This window comes from Salinibacterium amurskyense, from assembly GCF_002797685.1.
In the GTDB taxonomy this organism is placed as follows: domain Bacteria; phylum Actinomycetota; class Actinomycetes; order Actinomycetales; family Microbacteriaceae; genus Rhodoglobus; species Rhodoglobus amurskyensis.
Window position 1 is genome coordinate 1,084,132 of the sequence record NZ_PGFH01000001.1, and the last position, 16,996, is coordinate 1,101,127.

Sequence of the window (16,996 nt, forward strand, 5' to 3'; positions counted from 1 at the left end):
CGCGATCAGCAGAACCTACACAACTTCAGCACCAGCACCAGCACCAGCAGAACTGTACGACCGCAGCACCGCACCGCAGCACCTCACCAACGCACAGCACCCAGAACCGGAGCACCCGTGGCAACTCTTCTCTACCGACTCGGTCGATTCTCGTACCGTCATCCGTGGCGCGTTCTTGTGGTCTGGCTGCTGCTCGTGGGCGGAACCCTCGGCGGAGGCATCGCGCTGGGCGGCCAAACTCAAGAGTCGTTCGAGATTCCCGGCACCGAGTCGCAAGCAGCCCTCGACCGGCTCGAGGCGGTGTTCCCCTCGGTGGCGGGAGCATCCGCAACAGCCGTCATTGTTGACGAAGACGGTTCACGCATCGAGAGTTCCGAAGCAGTGATCGAGCGGATCACGGCCGCTATCGATCGCATTGACGGTATCGATTCGGCAGTGAGCCCTTTCGATGAGTATGCGGGCAAGGCCATTTCTGACGACCACAGCATGGCGATCATCCGAGTGCAGTTTGACGGCGTCGCGACCGATGTCACCGTGGCGACCCTGGAAGAACTAGTCGATACCGCCACCATCGGTGAGGATGCCGGACTGCGCGTTGAGTTCGGCGGCCAGGTCTTTCAAGACACGTCATTCGGTCTCACCGTCACCGAAGTGATTGGTGTTGTATTCGCTGGCCTCGTGTTGGTCATCACGTTCGGATCCCTGCTTGCCGCCGGGATGCCGCTGCTGAGTGCCCTCATCGGCGTCGGAATTGTGATGGGGCTGATCACGACCCTCTCTGCCTTCACGACCGTGTCGAGTTCGGCGCCGCTGCTCGCGCTCATGATCGGGTTAGCGGTCGGAATTGACTACGCCCTGTTCATCGTGTCGAGGCATCGGGCGCAGCTCGCGCACGGCGAAGAGCCCGAAGAATCGGCCGCGATGGCGGTCGGAACGGCCGGGAGCGCCGTGATCTTTGCGGGCGTCACCGTCATCATCGCGCTGCTCGGATTGCTCGTAGTCGGCATCCCATTCTTGAGCGTGATGGGCATCGGCGCCGCCGTTGCCGTCTTCATCGCGATGGGAGTTGCCACGACCTTGTTGCCCGCCCTGTTGGGGCTGGCGGGAGCGCGAATGATCCCCAAGACCGGCTCGCGGGCGCAGCGACGCTTCACGGCATCCGCCGACGAAAGCCGCAGCATGGGCGCACGCTGGGTGCGCGGTGTCACGAAGCACCCGTGGCTGGCGACGATCGCCGTCGTAGCGATTCTCGGCACGGTGGCGATTCCGGCCGCGAGCCTCACGCTGAGCTTGCCCGATGGCGGTTCGGAGCCCGAAGGCTCTACCCAACGCGAAGCGTTTGACCTGGTGACCGAAGGCTTTGGCCCTGGCTACAACGGCCCGCTCGTTGTCGCCCTCGACATCACTCAGACGATCGACATTCAGGATGACCTCGAAGCGATCGCGGCCGATCTTGAGAAGCTCGATGACGTCGACTTCGTCTCGCAGGGCTTCCCCGATGACGGACTCGACACGGCGATCATCCAGGTCACTCCGTCCAGCTCGCCGGACTCGGAAGAAACCAAAGCGCTCGTGCAAACGATTCGCGATCTCGCTCCTGAAATGGAGCGCACGTACGACATCCCGATCTTCGTGACGGGTACCACCGCTATCGGTATCGACATTTCTAACCGGCTCAGCAACGCGCTGGTGCCTTTTGGCCTGATCGTGGTGGGGTTGTCGATCCTGCTGCTGATGATGGTGTTCCGCTCGGTGCTGGTGCCGATCAAGGCGGCGGTGGGCTTCTTGCTCTCCGTCGTCGCGTCGTTCGGCGTTGTGGTGGCGGTCTTCCAATGGGGATGGCTCGGCGACCTCATCGGCGTCGACAACCCCGGCCCCATCCTGAGTTTCATGCCCATTCTTTTGATGGCGGTGCTCTTCGGCTTGGCGATGGACTACGAAGTGTTCTTGGTCTCGGGAATGCGGGAAGAGTTCGTGAAGACCGGAAAGGCGCTCTCCTCGGTGCGCCACGGCTTCGCGAGTAGCGCCCGGGTCGTTACCGCCGCCGCGCTCATCATGTTCTTCGTCTTTTTTGCCTTCGTGCCCGAAGGCAGCGGAACGATCAAACCCATCGCCCTCGGCCTTGCCGTTGGTATCGCCTTCGATGCCTTCCTCGTGCGGATGACGCTCGTTCCCGCCCTCATGGCGCTCTTCGGTAACGCCGCCTGGTGGCTGCCGGCATGGCTCGACAAACTACTTCCCAACGTGGACATCGAGGGCGAGCAATTACGCGAGCACCGTCACGAATTGGAGTGGGCATCCACCCAGTCCGCGCTCTCGATGAGCGCTGAATACCTTGTCGCGGGCACAGCCCAGCGTGGCCTTGGTCCGATCTCACTGGCGGTGCCCCGCGGCGCCGTCGTGATTGCATCGGGAGACCGCCACGACCGCCGCATCATGGGAGCGACGCTCTCGGGCATCCTTCCTCCCGTCTCGGGAATGGTGCAAGTGCTCGGGTACCCGTTGCCTTCGCACTCCGATCAAGTGAACAAACGAGTTGCCCTCTCCGAAATCGGGGGAACGCCGTACAGCGAAGATGCCACGTCGATGGATGCCATGCTGCGTGAACGCATCGAAATGACCCAGCACTGGAAGCGCACTCCGCGCACTTCGGCTACCGTTGCGAGCTGGATTTCGCGCGTCAACGACGTGCTCGCCGACGTCACCGCTCGCCGCACAATCCCTATCGCGGCTGATACCAACGTCAACGCCCTGCGTCAGTTGGAGCGGTCGATTGCGCTCGCGGCGATTGGTCTTGCCGAAGGCACCGATGTCGTGTTCTTCGATCGCTTCGATCAGTTTGCCGAAGCGGAGGATGAGGCCGTGTTCCTCACTGCGGTCACACGACTGGCTGACCCCAGCGTGACCATCCTGTTTGGCACCGGAAGACCGGTGACCGCTGCCAGTGAAATCGATCGCGGAGACCGTGCCGTGATTGTCGTCGATCTCTACCTGCTTGCCCCGGAAGGACTCCTTCGATGAGCACCTCATACCCCACCGCGATTCCGCGTCGACGCTGGCTAACCTTCATTGGTTTCGTTGCGGTCGCAGTTCTCCCGCTTGCCTTCACCGGACTCTTCGTTGCCGCCGCAGGCGACGGCGAGAGTGCGATCGACAACATCCCGGTTGCTCTCGTGAACAACGACGAATTGCAGACCACGACCACGCCAGAGGGCGAAGAGCAAATTGTTTTCGCTGGTCGCCAGCTCGTCACAGAGCTCACCGGAGCCGACGGCTTCGAATGGACGATTACCAACTCAAGCGATGCCGAAGACGCGCTCGCTCGCGGTGACGTCTACGCGATCCTCACCGTGCCCACCGAGTTCTCGGAGTCGATCCTGTCGCTCTCGACCGACGCCCCTTCGCAGGCCCAGATTTCAATTCGCACTGACGATTCGCACAGCTACTTCACCGGCTCGGTGGCTCAGGTCGTCGGTCAATCAATGACCGATACCTTTGGGCGTGCGATCACCTCTCAGTACATCGACGGAATCTACGCGAGCGTGGGTGAACTCGGGGGAGCGCTCTCCGATGCCGCCGACGGCGCTACCCAGCTAGCGGACGGCGCGACAGACCTCTCGACCGGACTCACCAGCTACACCGAGGGTGTCGACTCTCTGTCATCCGGTCTCGCTGATCTCAACTACGGCGCTTCAAACTTGTCGGGGCTCACGACCGGAGTCAGTGAGTACACCGCCGGTGTTTCGCAGCTTGCCTCCACTCTTGCGGCGATCAACCCCGCCATCCAGGCGCAAATTACTGATCCGCAACTGAAGGGCACGCTTCAGGCTGTCGTCGATGGCCTCAATCAGGCCTCCACGGGCGGTGGAACGCTGAAGACTCAAACGGCGGATGCCGTTGGCGGCATTCAATACGGAATCTCCCAGAGCGCGTCGGGGGCTTCGCAACTCGCTGAGGGATCTGGGCCGCTCACCACAGGAGCGAAAGAGCTAACCTCGGGGGCCAAGGAACTCTCCACTGGCTTGAGCGAGGGCGCTGCTCTCGTGCCGACCGCCGATGACGCTACCGACAGCACTACGAACGCCGAGATCGTCGCTGAGCCGATTACGTTGTCGGTCACGACCGATAACGAGGTGTCGGAGCCGGCGCAGGCGATCGCGACCTTCTTCATTCCGCTCGGGTTGTGGCTGGGAGCGCTGGCCGTGTTCTTGGTGCTGACGCTTCCCTCGTACCGCTCGCTGTCATCCACGGCTCGCAATGGGCGCATCGTCGCCGCGACGTTGATCCGAGCATCCGTGGTCACCGTCGTGCAAGCGGTGCTGCTCGTGCTGTTGTTGCACGTGGTGGTGGGAGTCGATTGGGCGCTCGCTCCCGCGACGGCCGGTTTCGCATTGCTGATGGCGCTGGCGTTCGCGGCGTTCCACTACTTCTTGATCGCAGCGCTGGGGCGCGGAGGGCTCGTGATTTCGCTCTTCTTGCTCGCTATTCAGCTGACCTCTACGGGCGGCGTGTATCCGATCGAGGCTTTGGCGGCACCGTTCCAAGCGGTGAGCCCGTTCTTGCCGCTGACTTATGCCGTTGAGGGGATGTACACGATTCTGTCGGGCGGTAGCCCGCAATCCGCGATCACCGCAGCGTTCGCCCTGCTGGCGCTCGGAGTGGTGAGCGTCGCCCTGTCGGTGTTCGCGGTGAAGCGCATACGAAAATCGGCCGCGACGGGAGCGATCCTGTCGGCGGCCGATTCTCGAGCGCTCTAAGCGAGCGACGGGTGATGCGGGGAAAGTGACTAGCTGAAGAGTCCTTCGCGAATGGTGTCGCGCAGCTCTACGAGCTCCGGGTAGTCCTCGAAGAAGCGCAGCTTCTCGTCGACGATGCTGTCGCCGGTCGGCAGTTCGTCGGCGAGTACCCACTCAGCGAAAACTTCAGCAGCGTCTTCGGTCGGGATGGTTGCCGCGTAGTCGGTGACGAACTCGTCGGGCGTGTAGCGCTCTTCCTTATCCTCTTCAGTTTCGGCGTCGAAGTCATCGATCGTGTAGTCGGGCCAGAACTCCATGAAGTACGCGTAGAGGTACGAGTCGTCGGCCGGGCAGCCATCGACTTCTGCATAAACGGGGCAGCTCGCGACGCTGGATTCGTCCTTGGGGATCTGTTCGTCGCGCAGCGTGATCAGGTGAGCGAATTCGTGGATCATTGTGCGGTCGAGCACATCGGGGGAGACTGACCCGCTCGTGTCGAGGGCGAGATACGTCTCGTCGGGGCTGAGGCCATTGCGCTGCATCGCGCCGTCGGTGCCGCCGGACTGGTCCGCGTCGATCGCGACGAACATCGTGATCTCGGGGTGGAGATCGGCGGGGAAGAGCTCGTTGAAGCGTTCCCACACGGCGAGCTGATCATCCGGAGCATCGCCGATGAGTTCGTCGCCGTCAACCGGGTAGCTCGCGAGAACGAACAACGAATCGTCGTCAATCGCGGCGTAGTCGATCTCGGTCGATTCGCTTTCGCCCACAGCGGCGTCATCGGTGGTGGGCTCGGCGGCAGCGCAACCGCTCAGCGTGAGGGCAAGGAGTGCGGCTGCGCTCACGAGCACCGCAGCAGGCGTGGAGCGGACAGAAGATAGCAAGGTCACGAAGATCTCTTTCGGGTCTGGTGGTTCGCGCCGCAGCTTTACTAGCGGGGCGCACCCGCGTCGCCGTGGGCAAAAGTGAGCATATCGGGAGACCGCGTCGCGGACGGCCTAGCGGATGTCTCGGTTCCGTCACAGGAAAGAAATGGTCTAGTAACGCAATCCCCAGCCGTATTGCAGGCCTCGCTGGTAACTTAGCTACATGACGGAATCACAGAAGACTTCCTCACCCGCTGAATACGACTTTGTGGTGGTTTCGAACCGACTTCCCGTGGATTGCACGGTTGAAGACGATGGATCTCTCACGTGGAAGCGCTCGCCAGGTGGTCTCGTTACTGCTCTCGAGCCGATCATGAAGAAAGCCGATGGCGCGTGGGTTGGGTGGGCCGGCAAACCTGATCTCGAGGTCGAGCCGTTCCAAAACGAGGGCATTCAGATCATCCCCGTTCCGCTCAGCACTCAAGACATTGAGGAGTACTACGAGGGGTTCAGCAATGACACCCTCTGGCCGCTCTATCACGACGTGATTGCGCCGCCCGCCTACCACCGTGAGTGGTGGGATGACTATGTGGCCGTCAACCAGCGGTTCGCGGATGCCACTGCCGCCATTAGCGCCGACGGTGCAGTCGTGTGGGTTCAGGACTACCAACTTCAGCTCGTGCCGCGCATGTTGCGTGAACAGCGCCCCGACCTCACCATTGGTTTCTTCAACCACATTCCCTTCCCGCCCTACGGAATTTTCGCGCAGCTGCCGTGGCGCACGCAGATCATCGAAGGCATGCTCGGGGCCGACGTCGTTGGCTTCCAGCGCTCATCGGATGCGTCGAACTTCTCGTCTGCTGTTCGTCGACTGACGAACCATCCGACCAAGAACCCCGCCATTGAGGTCACCATTGAGGGCCAGCCGACTCGACGCGTTGTCGCGAAGGCTTTCCCGATCTCGATCGACGCCCGCAGCTTCGAAGAGCTTGCTCGCGATCCTGCAATTCAGCAGCGCGCACGCGACATTCGTAAGGGTCTCGGTAACCCGAAGACCGTCATGTTCGGCGTCGACCGTCTCGACTACACGAAGGGCATCCGCCACCGCTTGAAGGCCTACGGCGAACTCTTGCGCGATGGTTCGATCGAGGTGGGCGATGTTGCGCTCATTCAGGTCGCGAGCCCCAGCCGTGAACGCGTTGAGGCGTACATGCACTTGCGTGACGAGATCGAGCTCACTGTTGGTCGCATTAATGGTGAGTTCAGCACGCTGAGCCACGCGCCGATCAACTACCTGCATCAGGGCTTTCCTCGCGAAGAGATGGTGGCGCTGTACCTTGCTGCCGACGTCTTGCTCGTAACCGCACTGCGAGATGGCATGAACCTGGTGGCGAAAGAGTATGTGGCCGCCCGCTTCGACAACGATGGCGTTCTCATCCTGAGCGAGTTCGCGGGAGCCTCCGAAGAGCTGCGCAAGGCACTACTTATTAACCCGCACGACATCGACGGTTTGAAAGATGCGATGCTTCGCGCCGTCAACATGCCTAAGGCTGATCGTGCGACTCGGATGCGTTCGATGCGTAAGCGCGTGCTCGATCACGACGTCGAGCGCTGGTCGAACGCGTTCCTCAAAAATTTGGCGGCAACGCGTTCCGACCGCCACCGCCGCATCGCTCCGCTCGAAATGGCCGAAGAGGTCGAGTGGACTATTGAACGAAAGCGAGTCAAGAAGCCGTGACCTATTCAACTGCCTCCGAGATCGAGGCGGCTATTGAGCAGCTCGTCACAGCCCGCACTCTGCTGATCGCTCTCGACTTCGACGGCACGTTGGCGCCTGAGGTCGACGACCCGCTTGAGGCCCGCGCCATTCCGGCAGCTCAAGAACAATTGCTGCGGATGCTCGACTTCGCCGACACGCGTCTTGCTCTGGTTTCGGGGCGCGCAATCGACAGCCTCGAACACGTAGCTCACCTCGGTGACCGCGTGCTCTTCGGCGGATCGCACGGGCTCGAGTATCGCCTCGACGAGGGCGACTCCCCGTTGCCGATGAGCGCCGAGAACACGGCGGCCCTCGAACGCCTCGATGCCCTCATGCATGAGCTCGCCGATAGCGCCGAGGGCGCGTGGGTGGAGCTGAAGCCTGCCGGTCGTGCGCTGCACGTGCGCATGACGAGCGCCGAGGATGCCGAGCGACTGACAAACGAGGCGGTCACGCGAGTCGAGACTGACATTCCCGGTCTCACGACGCGCTTTGGCAAGAACATCGTTGAGTTCGCCATCCACGACGCCGACAAGGGCGATGCGATCAAACGACTGCGTGACTACACCGGTGCGGATGCCGTTTTCTTCGCCGGCGACGACACCACTGATGAAGATGCGATTCTCGTTCTCGGCCCCAACGACCTCGGAGTGCGAGTGGGCGATGCCCCCTCGGCAGCGCAATTGAGGGTCGCCGGAACAGCCGAAATTGCACAAGTTTTGGCGATTCTGGCCGATCGTCGAGAAGCCGTGGTATCCGCGCGGACAAACTGAGGTTTCGCGAAGCCCTAAACTCGAAGCATGTCTGAGAGCAATTCGATCGATATCAAGCCACGTTCACGCACTGTCACTGACGGAATTGAAGCGACAACGTCGCGCGGAATGCTCCGCGCGGTGGGCATGGGAGACGCGGACTGGGAAAAGCCGCAGATCGGTATTGCGAGCTCGTGGAACGAGATTACGCCGTGCAACCTCTCGCTTGACCGCCTCGCGCAGGCAGCGAAAGAGGGCGTGCACGCCGGCGGGGGATACCCTCTGCAGTTCGGCACGATCAGCGTCTCCGACGGCATCTCGATGGGCCACGAGGGAATGCACTTTTCGCTCGTCAGCCGTGAAGTCATCGCTGACTCGGTTGAGGTGGTCATGGAGGCCGAGCGTCTCGATGGTTCTGTCACGCTCGCCGGTTGCGACAAGTCGCTCCCCGGCATGCTGATGGCGGCAGCCCGCCTCAACCTCTCCTCGGTGTTCCTTTACGCCGGTTCGATCGCTCCGGGCTGGGTCAAGCTCAGCGATGGCACCGAAAAAGACATCACGATCATTGACTCCTTCGAGGCTGTCGGCGCGGTCAAGGCTGGCCGGATGACCGAAGCCGATGCCAAGCGCATCGAGTGTGCTTTCGCTCCGGGCGAGGGCGCCTGTGGCGGTATGTACACCGCCAACACCATGGCGAGCGTCGCGGAAGCCCTCGGAATGAGCCTTCCCGGCTCGGCGAGCCCCGCATCCGCCGACCGTCGTCGCGACTACTTCGCGCACCGTTCGGGCGAAGCTGTCGTAAACCTGCTGCGCCTGGGTATCACCTCGCGCGACATCATGACCAAGAAGGCCTTCGAGAACGCCATCACCGTCGCCATGGCGCTCGGTGGTTCGACCAACGTTGTGCTGCACATTCTTGCGATCGCCAGCGAAGCTGAAGTTGAGCTCACGCTCGACGACTTCAACCGCATCGGCGACAAGGTTCCGCACTTGGGCGACCTCAAGCCTTTCGGTAAGTACGTCATGAACGACGTTGACCGCCACGGTGGACTTCCCGTGCTCATGAAGGCGCTCCTCGAAGAGGGTCTGCTGCACGGCGACGCGCTTACGGTTACGGGAAAGACTGTTGCCGAGAACCTCGCCGAGATGGATATCGATCCTCTCGATGGCGAAGTTCTGCGCACCTTCGATAACCCCATCCACCCCACCGGTGGCCTCACGATCCTCAAGGGTTCGCTGGCTCCCGAGGGCGCCGTGGTGAAGACCGCTGGCTTCGACCTTTCGGAGTTCGAGGGCCCTGCGCGCGTCTTCGAACGCGAGCGTGAAGCTCTGGATGCTCTCACCGCGGGCACCATCAAGGCCGGCTCGGTTGTCGTCATCCGCTACGAAGGCCCCAAGGGTGGCCCCGGTATGCGTGAGATGCTGGCGATCACGGCGGCCATTAAGGGCGCTGGACTCGGAAAAGATGTACTACTCTTGACGGACGGACGATTCTCAGGCGGCACAACCGGGCTGTGCATCGGCCACATAGCTCCCGAAGCAGTAGACGCAGGTCCTATTGCCTTCGTGCGCGATGGTGATCTGATACGGGTCAATATCGCAGCTCGCTCGCTCGACTTACTTGTCGACTCCGCTGAGCTCGAAGCCCGCCGAAAAGGCTGGGCCCCCCTCCCTCCGCGTTACACGCGAGGCGTTCTTGCCAAGTATTCGAAGCTTGTGCAGTCCGCCGCTCGCGGCGCGGTCACCAGTTAGCGCCAGCTCACCATTCGACTTAAAGGATTTACACATGTCCTCTGAACCCGCACCGCGGCCGAAGAGCACTACGCCGGAGATTTTGACCGGCTCAGGTGCAATTCTGCGCAGTCTGGAAAAGTTGGGCGTGAAAGACGTCTTCGGCTTGCCCGGCGGCGCCATCATGCCCTTCTACGACGAACTCATGGCATCCACTGCTATTCGTCACATTTTGGTTCGCCACGAGCAGGGTGCTGGTCACGCTGCGGAGGGCTACGCCTCGTCATCCGGAAAGCTCGGTGTCTGCATTGCGACATCGGGTCCGGGAGCAACGAACCTTGTAACGGCAATTGCGGATGCCCACATGGACTCCGTGCCGCTGCTCGCGATCACCGGTCAGGTCTTCTCGACCTCGATGGGAACCGACGCTTTTCAAGAGGTTGACATCTCGGGCATCACGATGCCGATCACGAAGCACTCGTTCCTCGTCACGAAGCCGGAAGACATCCCGGCCACTCTGGCTGCGGCGTACCACATCGCAACAACGGGCCGTCCTGGTCCGGTGCTCGTTGACGTGACCAAGGACTGCCAGCAGGCATCCGCGCCGTTCATTTGGCCGCCCAAGGTCGACCTGCCCGGCTACCGCCCCGTCATGAAGGCGCACGGCAAGCAGGTTCAGGCCGCAGCGCAGATGCTGGCCGAGGCCGAGCGCCCCGTGTTCTACGTCGGTGGCGGCGTTGTTCGCTCCGGTGCGTCCGCCGAACTTCTCGAACTGGCTACCCTCGTCGGCGCGCCCATCGTAACCACGCTGATGGCTCGCGGTGCGTTCCCCGACTCCAACGAATTGAACCTCGGGATGCCGGGAATGCACGGCTCTGTGCCGGCTGTTCTCGCGATCCAAGAGTCCGATCTCCTCATCTCGCTCGGCGCCCGTTTCGACGACCGCGTTACGGGCAAGCCGAGTGAGTTTGCGCCTCTCGCGAAGGTTGTTCATGTCGACATCGACCCCGCTGAGATCGGCAAGATCCGGGCGGCTGAAGTGCCGATCGTGGGTGACGCGAAAGACGTCATCATCGACCTGACGGCGGCGTACACCGACACGATCACCACGACGAAGCCCGACTACACCGAGTGGTGGGAGCGCCTTAACTCGCTTCGCAACCAGTTCCCGCTCGGTTTCACGGAGCCGGATGACGGACTGCTGTCACCGCAATACGTGATCCAGCGCATCGGCGAAATCACGGGCCCCGAGGGCATCTTCGCCGCCGGTGTCGGTCAGCACCAAATGTGGTCTGCCCAGTTCATCAAGCACGAACGCCCCAACTCCTGGCTCAACTCGGGTGGCGCCGGAACCATGGGTTACGGCGTGCCTGCCGCCATGGGCGCCAAGGTTGCGAACCCCGATCGCCCCGTGTGGGCCATCGACGGTGACGGTTGCTTCCAGATGACCAACCAAGAGTTGGCCACCTGCACGATCAACAAGATTCCGATCAAGGTTGCTGTCATCAACAACTCCAGCCTCGGCATGGTTCGCCAGTGGCAGACGCTGTTCTACGACGGACGCCACTCGTTTACCGACCTCAACACCGGTCACGACACCGTCATGATCCCCGACTTCGTGAAGCTGGCTGACGCCTACGGATGCCTCGCCATCCGCGTCACGAAGAAAGAGGAAATCGACCCCGCCATCAAGCTGGCGCTCGAGACCAACGATCGCCCCGTTGTCATTGACTTCGTGGTGAGCCGCGACTCGATGGTGTGGCCGATGGTGCCCCAGGGTGTCGGAAACTCAAGCGTGCAGTATGCCCGCGACCATGCCCCCGAGTGGGAAGAGGAATAAAGCGATGAGTCACGTACTTTCTCTACTCGTAGAAGACAAGCCGGGTCTGCTGACCCGCGTTGCCGGGCTGTTCGCTCGTCGCGGGTTCAACATCCAGTCGCTGGCTGTGGGCTCGAGCGAAATTGAAGGCCTCTCGCGCATCACCGTTGTGGTGGATGTCGAGGAGCTTCCTCTGGAGCAGGTCACGAAGCAGCTCAACAAGCTCATCAACGTGATCAAGATCGTGGAACTCGACCCTGACCAGTCAGTAACCCGCGAGCACCTGCTCATCAAGGTGCGCGTCGACAACACGACGCGCTCACAAATTCTCGAAGCGGTAAACCTGTTCCGTGCCCGTGTTGTTGATGTCGCATCCGATGCGCTCATCATCGAAACCACGGGTGACTCGGGCAAGATTCAAGCATTCTTGCGAGTGCTCGAGCCCTACGGGATCAAAGAAATTGCTCAGAGTGGATTGCTGGCCATGGGCCGCGGTTCTAAGAGCATTACCGACCGCGTTTTCAAGAACTAACAGAACAACAACTAAGGAGAATCACAACTGTGACTGAGATCTTTTACGACAAAGACGCTGACCTCGCGCTCATCCAGGGCAAGAAGGTTGCCGTTATCGGCTATGGCTCACAGGGCCACGCTCACGCACTGAACCTGCGCGACTCCGGTGTTGAGGTCAAGATCGGCCTCAAGGAGGGCTCGAAGAGCATCGCCAAGGCAACCGACGCTGGCTTCGAGGTGCTCACGAGCGCCGAGGCAGCCAAGTGGGCTGACGTTGTTGTGATCCTTGCTCCCGACCAGCACCAGCGTGGCCTCTACGCCGCCGACATCAAGGACAACCTTGAAGCCGGAAACGTTCTGGTCTTCGGACACGGCTTCAACATCCGTTTCGGTTACATCGACGCTCCTGCAGACGTTGACGTCATCCTCGTAGCTCCCAAGGGACCGGGGCACACCGTTCGCCGCGAGTACGAAGCTGGCCGTGGCGTTCCCGTCATCGTTGCTGTGGAGAACGACGCCACCGGTACCGCTTGGGACATGGCATGGTCGTACTCCAAGGCAATCGGTGGACTTCGCGCCGGTGGCATCAAGACCACGTTCACCGAAGAGACTGAGACCGACCTGTTCGGTGAGCAGGCTGTTCTCTGTGGTGGAACCTCGCAGCTCGTTCAGTACGGCTTCGAAACCCTCATCGAGGCTGGCTACCAGCCGCAGATCGCTTACTTCGAGGTACTTCACGAGCTCAAGCTCATCGTTGACCTCATGTGGGAGGGCGGCATCGCTAAGCAGCGTTGGAGCGTTTCTGACACCGCTGAGTACGGTGACTACGTTTCGGGCCCCCGCGTCATCGACGAGTCGGTCAAGGAGAACATGAAGGCTGTTCTCGCAGACATCCAGTCGGGTGCCTTCGCAGACCGCTTCATCAAGGACCAGGATGCTGGCGGAGCCGAGTTCCTCGCCCTGCGTGAAAAGGGCCAGAACCACCCCATCGAAGCAACCGGCAAGGAGCTGCGCGCTCTCTTCGCTTGGAAGCAGCAAGACAACGACTACACCGACGGTTCAGCAGCACGCTAACTTTCGCTCGTCACGCCACCGGCCGTTCCGCATCTGCGGGGCGGCCGTTGGTCGTTAACGGCGGGTCACACGTTGACCGGGGAGCGCGCACGCCGGGCTCTAGCTGTGCTGCGTAATTACAGCGGCGGCAGCGTCGTGCCGTGGTCAGGCCAGCGCAGGGTTGGCTCGGCCTTGGGGATGGGGCCGGGGGTTCCCGAGGCAACCCAGATGATGAACGCGAGGAGTTGTTCGAGCCGTGAGCCGATGAAGGCGGCGGCGACTAGGGGAGCGTAGAGCGCACCAAGATAGGTCGACGCGAGCATGAGATTGGCGTCCTTGCCCCAGACCACTGCGAGTACGGCGGGGGCTGCGGCGAGCAGGAACCAGAGCGGATGCACGGCAACGCCCAGCGCGACGGCTGCCACGAGTGCCGCGATTCCCAGCGCTAGTTGCGCGATGATGAGCCAGCCGAGAACCCCACCGTGGTGGGCATAGCGTTCGATACCGACGGCGGTCCACATCACGCGGGCACGCAACTGGTGAACGCCGCTATCAACGAGGGCGACACGGAACGTCTCATCGGCCACGCGGCGCAGCGCCAGGCGCTCGTCAGCGGGGGCAAGCCGAGTCTGGTGAGTCAGGTGGTCATGCAGAATCGCGGCGAGAGTTTGCTTGCCGTAGCTGGCGATAAGCCCCCACAGAAAGGGCGGAACCGAGGCGAAGTCTGTGCTGTTGCCCTCGGTAGGCGGCAGCGAAGCATCGTGCGCCGGAACCTCGATCGCCGTGCCGCCAGGGCGCGGGTCGCGCCAGCAGAACGCCTCGGCGACCTGAAAGTCGCGGTCCAATCGGTAGACCAATGGCAGGCTACGCAGCTCATTCCCGTCGTGATCCGTGAATGGCATACCGAACTCCTCCGTTGATCGAGTCTCTGCAGACTAGTCTGTCGGAGTGACGACGAACGTGCAGCGTAAATCCCCCCCAATCCCGCGACTTTGCTTTCGTAGGCACGCCACCGAAAGCCCTTCGATTCGTCGGTGTCCTGCGGCTCGTTGCTTCGGCGCTCGTGCTGGCGAGCATCGCCACCCAGGTGATCGACGAGTCGATTCACAACGACTTTGTGGCGGTGGAGTACTACAGCTACTTCACGATCCAGTCGAGCCTGATCAACGTCGTGATTCTTGCGCTGAGCGGGCTGGTGGCCGTGCGCCTGCGGGCCGAGTCGAGCCTATTGGGCGTGCTGCGAGCATCCGTCGTCTCGTACGCGGTCGTGACCGCCGTGGTCTACAACGTGCTGCTGCGCGGGCTACCCGACGAGGGCTACGTGGGGGTTCAGTGGCCTAACGAAGTCATTCACGTGTGGGTGCCGCTGTTCTTGCTGCTCGACTGGCTGTTCTCTCCGGCACGACCGGTGTTGCGGATGCGCGACGTGCGCATTGTCGTCATCTACCCGGTTGCGTGGTTGGCCTTCACGATCGTGCGTGGGTTGCTCGACGGCTGGTTTCCGTACCCCTTCTTGGAACCCAATGGCCCCGACGGGTGGGGTGGCGTGCTCGTCTACGTGCTCGGCATCGCGGCGTTCATCATCGCGATTGCGATCGGCCTGATCGCGATTAGCCGAGCTCAGTGGGCTCGCTGGACCATCAAGGATCGTCTGACGGCGTCGGAGCGGTAGCTTCTGCGGCACTCACGCGAGGCGACACGACGCCTCGCTAGTTGCAGCGAAGCGCTAGCTCGTGGGCCACTCGTCGAGAGGCGAGTAGGCGAAGAGGTGACGATAGTCGGCGAGCTCGGTGATGGGCGTTGCGTCGGCTGCGCGCTCGAACGGCTCAGTGGAAAATTCGCCGGCAAGAGCGTCATAGTTCGTGGCCCGGTTGAGCAGTGTTGTGCCGATCTGAGCTGCGATCTTGATCGCCTCGCTCGTCACGATGGAGGCCACGACGCTCACGGCGCCCGGGAAGATACCGTGCATCACGTTGGTGTCCACGGTCGCGGTCTCGGGCGGCAGCGGGTACAGGTCGCGGAAGCCCGCGCCGCGAGCAGGCCACGACACTCCGGCCTGAGCCCAGAACTCGCAAGCGACACCCCACACGAGCGGGATGCCGGTAATCTCTGCGGCATCCGCGGCCAGGTAATGGGTGGCGTAGTTGTCGCTGCCATCCACGATGAGGTCGTACTCCGCAAAAAGCTCAAGAGCGTTGTGCGGAGTGAGCTTGGCATCGATCGCAATGATCGTGGTCGCGGGGCTGAGATCAGCGACGCGTTCGACGGCCGACACGACCTTCTTGTGGCCGACATCCAATAGACGATGGATGTGCTGGCGGTGCAAGTTGCTGAGCTCAACACGGTCATCGTCGATGACACCAACGGTGCCGACACCGGCCGCGGCGAGCGACGGAATGACCGTGCTGCCGACGCCACCCGCGCCGATAACGAGCACGCGAGAGCGCGCCAAATTCTTTTGCGCCGCCTCGCCGAAGTTGGTTAGAGCGAGTTGGCGGCTAAACCGCTGATCCATGAATTGATTGTTCCACTGGGAGTGTGAGATTCGGTTGGGAACCCGGCTCAGGAGCCCTGTTTAGCCGCGAACTGGGGGTTCTGGGAGCGTGCACCGAGCCCCGTTTGGGGTGAGTGCACGCCCCGTGTGTGTGCCTTTGGCCATAGCGCTTCGCAGCGCTAGCCGAGCGGCAGCGAACTTGACGGCAAGAAGTTGAGGTTCACGCCGTTGCCCTGCAGCACGAGACTGCCACCGGTGGGAATGGCGGTGGTCGTGGCGGCGAGAGCGGCAAGGTATCGCGTCTCGAACTCGGTGAGGGCTGCGTCAGTGCACGCTCGTTTAGTAGAAATGACCGGGCCAACAGTGAGCTCGTCTGGGGCTCCGGTCAGCGTCGCAGAGTAGTTGTTGCAAGTCGATTCGCCGGCTAGGCCGTCGCCAGTGATCGTGAGCGTGACGGTGATCGCGTCGTCAAGCGTGAGCGCGCCAGAAGGGTCGGTGCCGTCGGCAAAGACCCACGTGCCCTCGATGCCTTCGATGGGCATCGCTTCGCCGGGCGTCTCTTCAACGCTCTGACCGGGACCGGGCCCGTTATCGATCAATGGCTCGTCTGAACTATCTGCCGGACCGGCACAGGCTGCCAGCGCCAGCAGGCTGACAGCGAGCAGTGGGGTGAACTTTGCGAACATCGATTTTGTGATCATTGTTTCCTCCTACCTAGGTAGACGAAGGTGCGCCCGGTTTCGTTGGGCGTTGCGAGAGATCTTTTTTCGCCAGCACTCGTGCGGGCGGCCGACACTCGTGCAGGCGGCAGGCCTAGAGGGCAGCGAGTCTAGAGGGCGGCCGGCCTAGAGGGCCGCGAGAACAATCAAGAGGATCAGCGCCAGCTGCCCAAAGTAGCGAGGCCAGAATGGCAGCGCCGCTTTGCCGAAGCGATCCGGATGCTCGGCCGCATAGGCATTGGCCGGGAACACGGCAATCAGAAATACGATGAGCGCGATCGCGGTAATAAAGCGGGTCGGCTCCCACAACAGGCCCAGACCGCCAGCGATCTCACAGAGTCCCGTAATCGTGACAAGAGCAGCGGGGGAGGGAATCCACGGCTGCCGCAAAACGGGTGGGATCATGGCCCGCATCGTGCGGGCAGGAGCGGCCACAAAGTGGCTAACGCCCATCGCGATAAACGCGAGCGCGAGGGCGATACGCAACACCCACTGGGCGATCTGTACGGCATCCATCATGGGTCTATCGTCGCACTGAGTTGTCACATGGCAAC

14 protein-coding genes are annotated in these 16,996 nt (G+C 62.0%); 9 read left to right on the forward strand and 5 right to left on the reverse strand.

The annotated features are described in order from the left end of the window. The first annotated feature begins 117 nt into the window (after positions 1 to 117). Positions 118 to 3,021, forward strand: coding sequence for an MMPL family transporter (locus tag CLV85_RS05130; protein WP_100388501.1), 2,904 nt, complete (start codon positions 118 to 120; stop codon positions 3,019 to 3,021). Continuing rightward, entirely contained in the window at positions 3,018 to 4,757 is a 1,740-nt protein-coding gene (locus tag CLV85_RS05135) for a YhgE/Pip family protein (RefSeq protein ID WP_100388502.1), read from the forward strand. Before CLV85_RS05130 ends, CLV85_RS05135 begins: the two co-directional genes overlap by 4 nt. Before the next feature lie 29 nt (positions 4,758 to 4,786). Here CLV85_RS05135 and CLV85_RS05140 read toward each other — a convergent pair whose 3' ends face one another. Continuing rightward, the gene (locus CLV85_RS05140) at positions 4,787 to 5,626 is read right to left on the reverse strand and encodes a hypothetical protein (protein WP_100388503.1); all 840 of its coding nucleotides are present in this window, start codon (positions 5,624 to 5,626) and stop codon (positions 4,787 to 4,789) included. A 199-nt stretch (positions 5,627 to 5,825) separates the two neighbouring features. Here CLV85_RS05140 and otsA point away from each other — a divergent pair, with 199 nt between their 5' ends. Genes otsA through ilvC form a run of 6 tightly spaced genes read left to right on the forward strand, consistent with a single transcriptional unit; the run spans position 5,826 to position 13,250 of the window. Next, positions 5,826 to 7,340 (forward strand): alpha,alpha-trehalose-phosphate synthase (UDP-forming), encoded by a 1,515-nt coding sequence (gene otsA, locus CLV85_RS05145; RefSeq protein ID WP_100388504.1) that lies wholly within the window; start codon positions 5,826 to 5,828, stop codon positions 7,338 to 7,340. Beyond that, on the forward strand, positions 7,337 to 8,134 hold the full coding sequence (otsB, locus tag CLV85_RS05150; RefSeq protein ID WP_100388505.1) for a trehalose-phosphatase: 798 nt from the start codon (positions 7,337 to 7,339) through the stop codon (positions 8,132 to 8,134). Before otsA ends, otsB begins: the two co-directional genes overlap by 4 nt. Before the next feature lie 27 nt (positions 8,135 to 8,161). Further along, positions 8,162 to 9,865, forward strand: coding sequence for a dihydroxy-acid dehydratase (gene ilvD / locus CLV85_RS05155; RefSeq protein ID WP_100388506.1), 1,704 nt, complete (start codon positions 8,162 to 8,164; stop codon positions 9,863 to 9,865). Positions 9,866 to 9,899: 34 nt separating this feature from the next. Continuing rightward, positions 9,900 to 11,684: an acetolactate synthase large subunit gene (locus CLV85_RS05160; RefSeq protein ID WP_100388507.1), complete on the forward strand. Its 1,785-nt coding sequence runs from the start codon at positions 9,900 to 9,902 to the stop codon at positions 11,682 to 11,684. 4 nt (positions 11,685 to 11,688) lie between these two features. Continuing rightward, positions 11,689 to 12,195 (forward strand): acetolactate synthase small subunit, encoded by a 507-nt coding sequence (ilvN, locus tag CLV85_RS05165; RefSeq protein ID WP_009772779.1) that lies wholly within the window; start codon positions 11,689 to 11,691, stop codon positions 12,193 to 12,195. A 29-nt stretch (positions 12,196 to 12,224) separates the two neighbouring features. Then, complete coding sequence (ilvC, locus tag CLV85_RS05170; RefSeq protein ID WP_100388508.1) at positions 12,225 to 13,250, forward strand: ketol-acid reductoisomerase; 1,026 nt, start codon at positions 12,225 to 12,227, stop codon at positions 13,248 to 13,250. 116 nt (positions 13,251 to 13,366) lie between these two features. Here the strand turns inward: ilvC and CLV85_RS05175 are convergent, their stop codons facing one another. Beyond that, positions 13,367 to 14,131: a DUF1353 domain-containing protein gene (locus tag CLV85_RS05175; RefSeq protein ID WP_100388509.1), complete on the reverse strand. Its 765-nt coding sequence runs from the start codon at positions 14,129 to 14,131 to the stop codon at positions 13,367 to 13,369. A gap of 161 nt (positions 14,132 to 14,292) precedes the next feature. Here CLV85_RS05175 and CLV85_RS05180 point away from each other — a divergent pair, with 161 nt between their 5' ends. Then, positions 14,293 to 14,901, forward strand: coding sequence for a Pr6Pr family membrane protein (locus CLV85_RS05180; RefSeq protein WP_205030335.1), 609 nt, complete (start codon positions 14,293 to 14,295; stop codon positions 14,899 to 14,901). A 54-nt stretch (positions 14,902 to 14,955) separates the two neighbouring features. On the opposite strand, the gene CLV85_RS05185 is transcribed toward CLV85_RS05180, so the two are convergent. The 3 genes from CLV85_RS05185 to CLV85_RS05195 all read right to left on the reverse strand — a co-directional run bounded on the left by CLV85_RS05185 (position 14,956) and on the right by CLV85_RS05195 (position 16,961). After that, positions 14,956 to 15,744, reverse strand: a complete 789-nt coding sequence (locus tag CLV85_RS05185; protein ID WP_100388510.1) for a HesA/MoeB/ThiF family protein — start codon at positions 15,742 to 15,744, stop codon at positions 14,956 to 14,958. Between the two features lie 158 nt (positions 15,745 to 15,902). Beyond that, a complete protein-coding gene (locus CLV85_RS05190; protein WP_100388511.1) occupies positions 15,903 to 16,424 on the reverse strand; it encodes an META domain-containing protein in 522 nt (173 codons plus the stop codon). Between the two features lie 144 nt (positions 16,425 to 16,568). Continuing rightward, complete coding sequence (locus tag CLV85_RS05195; protein ID WP_100388512.1) at positions 16,569 to 16,961, reverse strand: DoxX family protein; 393 nt, start codon at positions 16,959 to 16,961, stop codon at positions 16,569 to 16,571. Between the last annotated feature and the right edge of the window lie 35 nt (positions 16,962 to 16,996).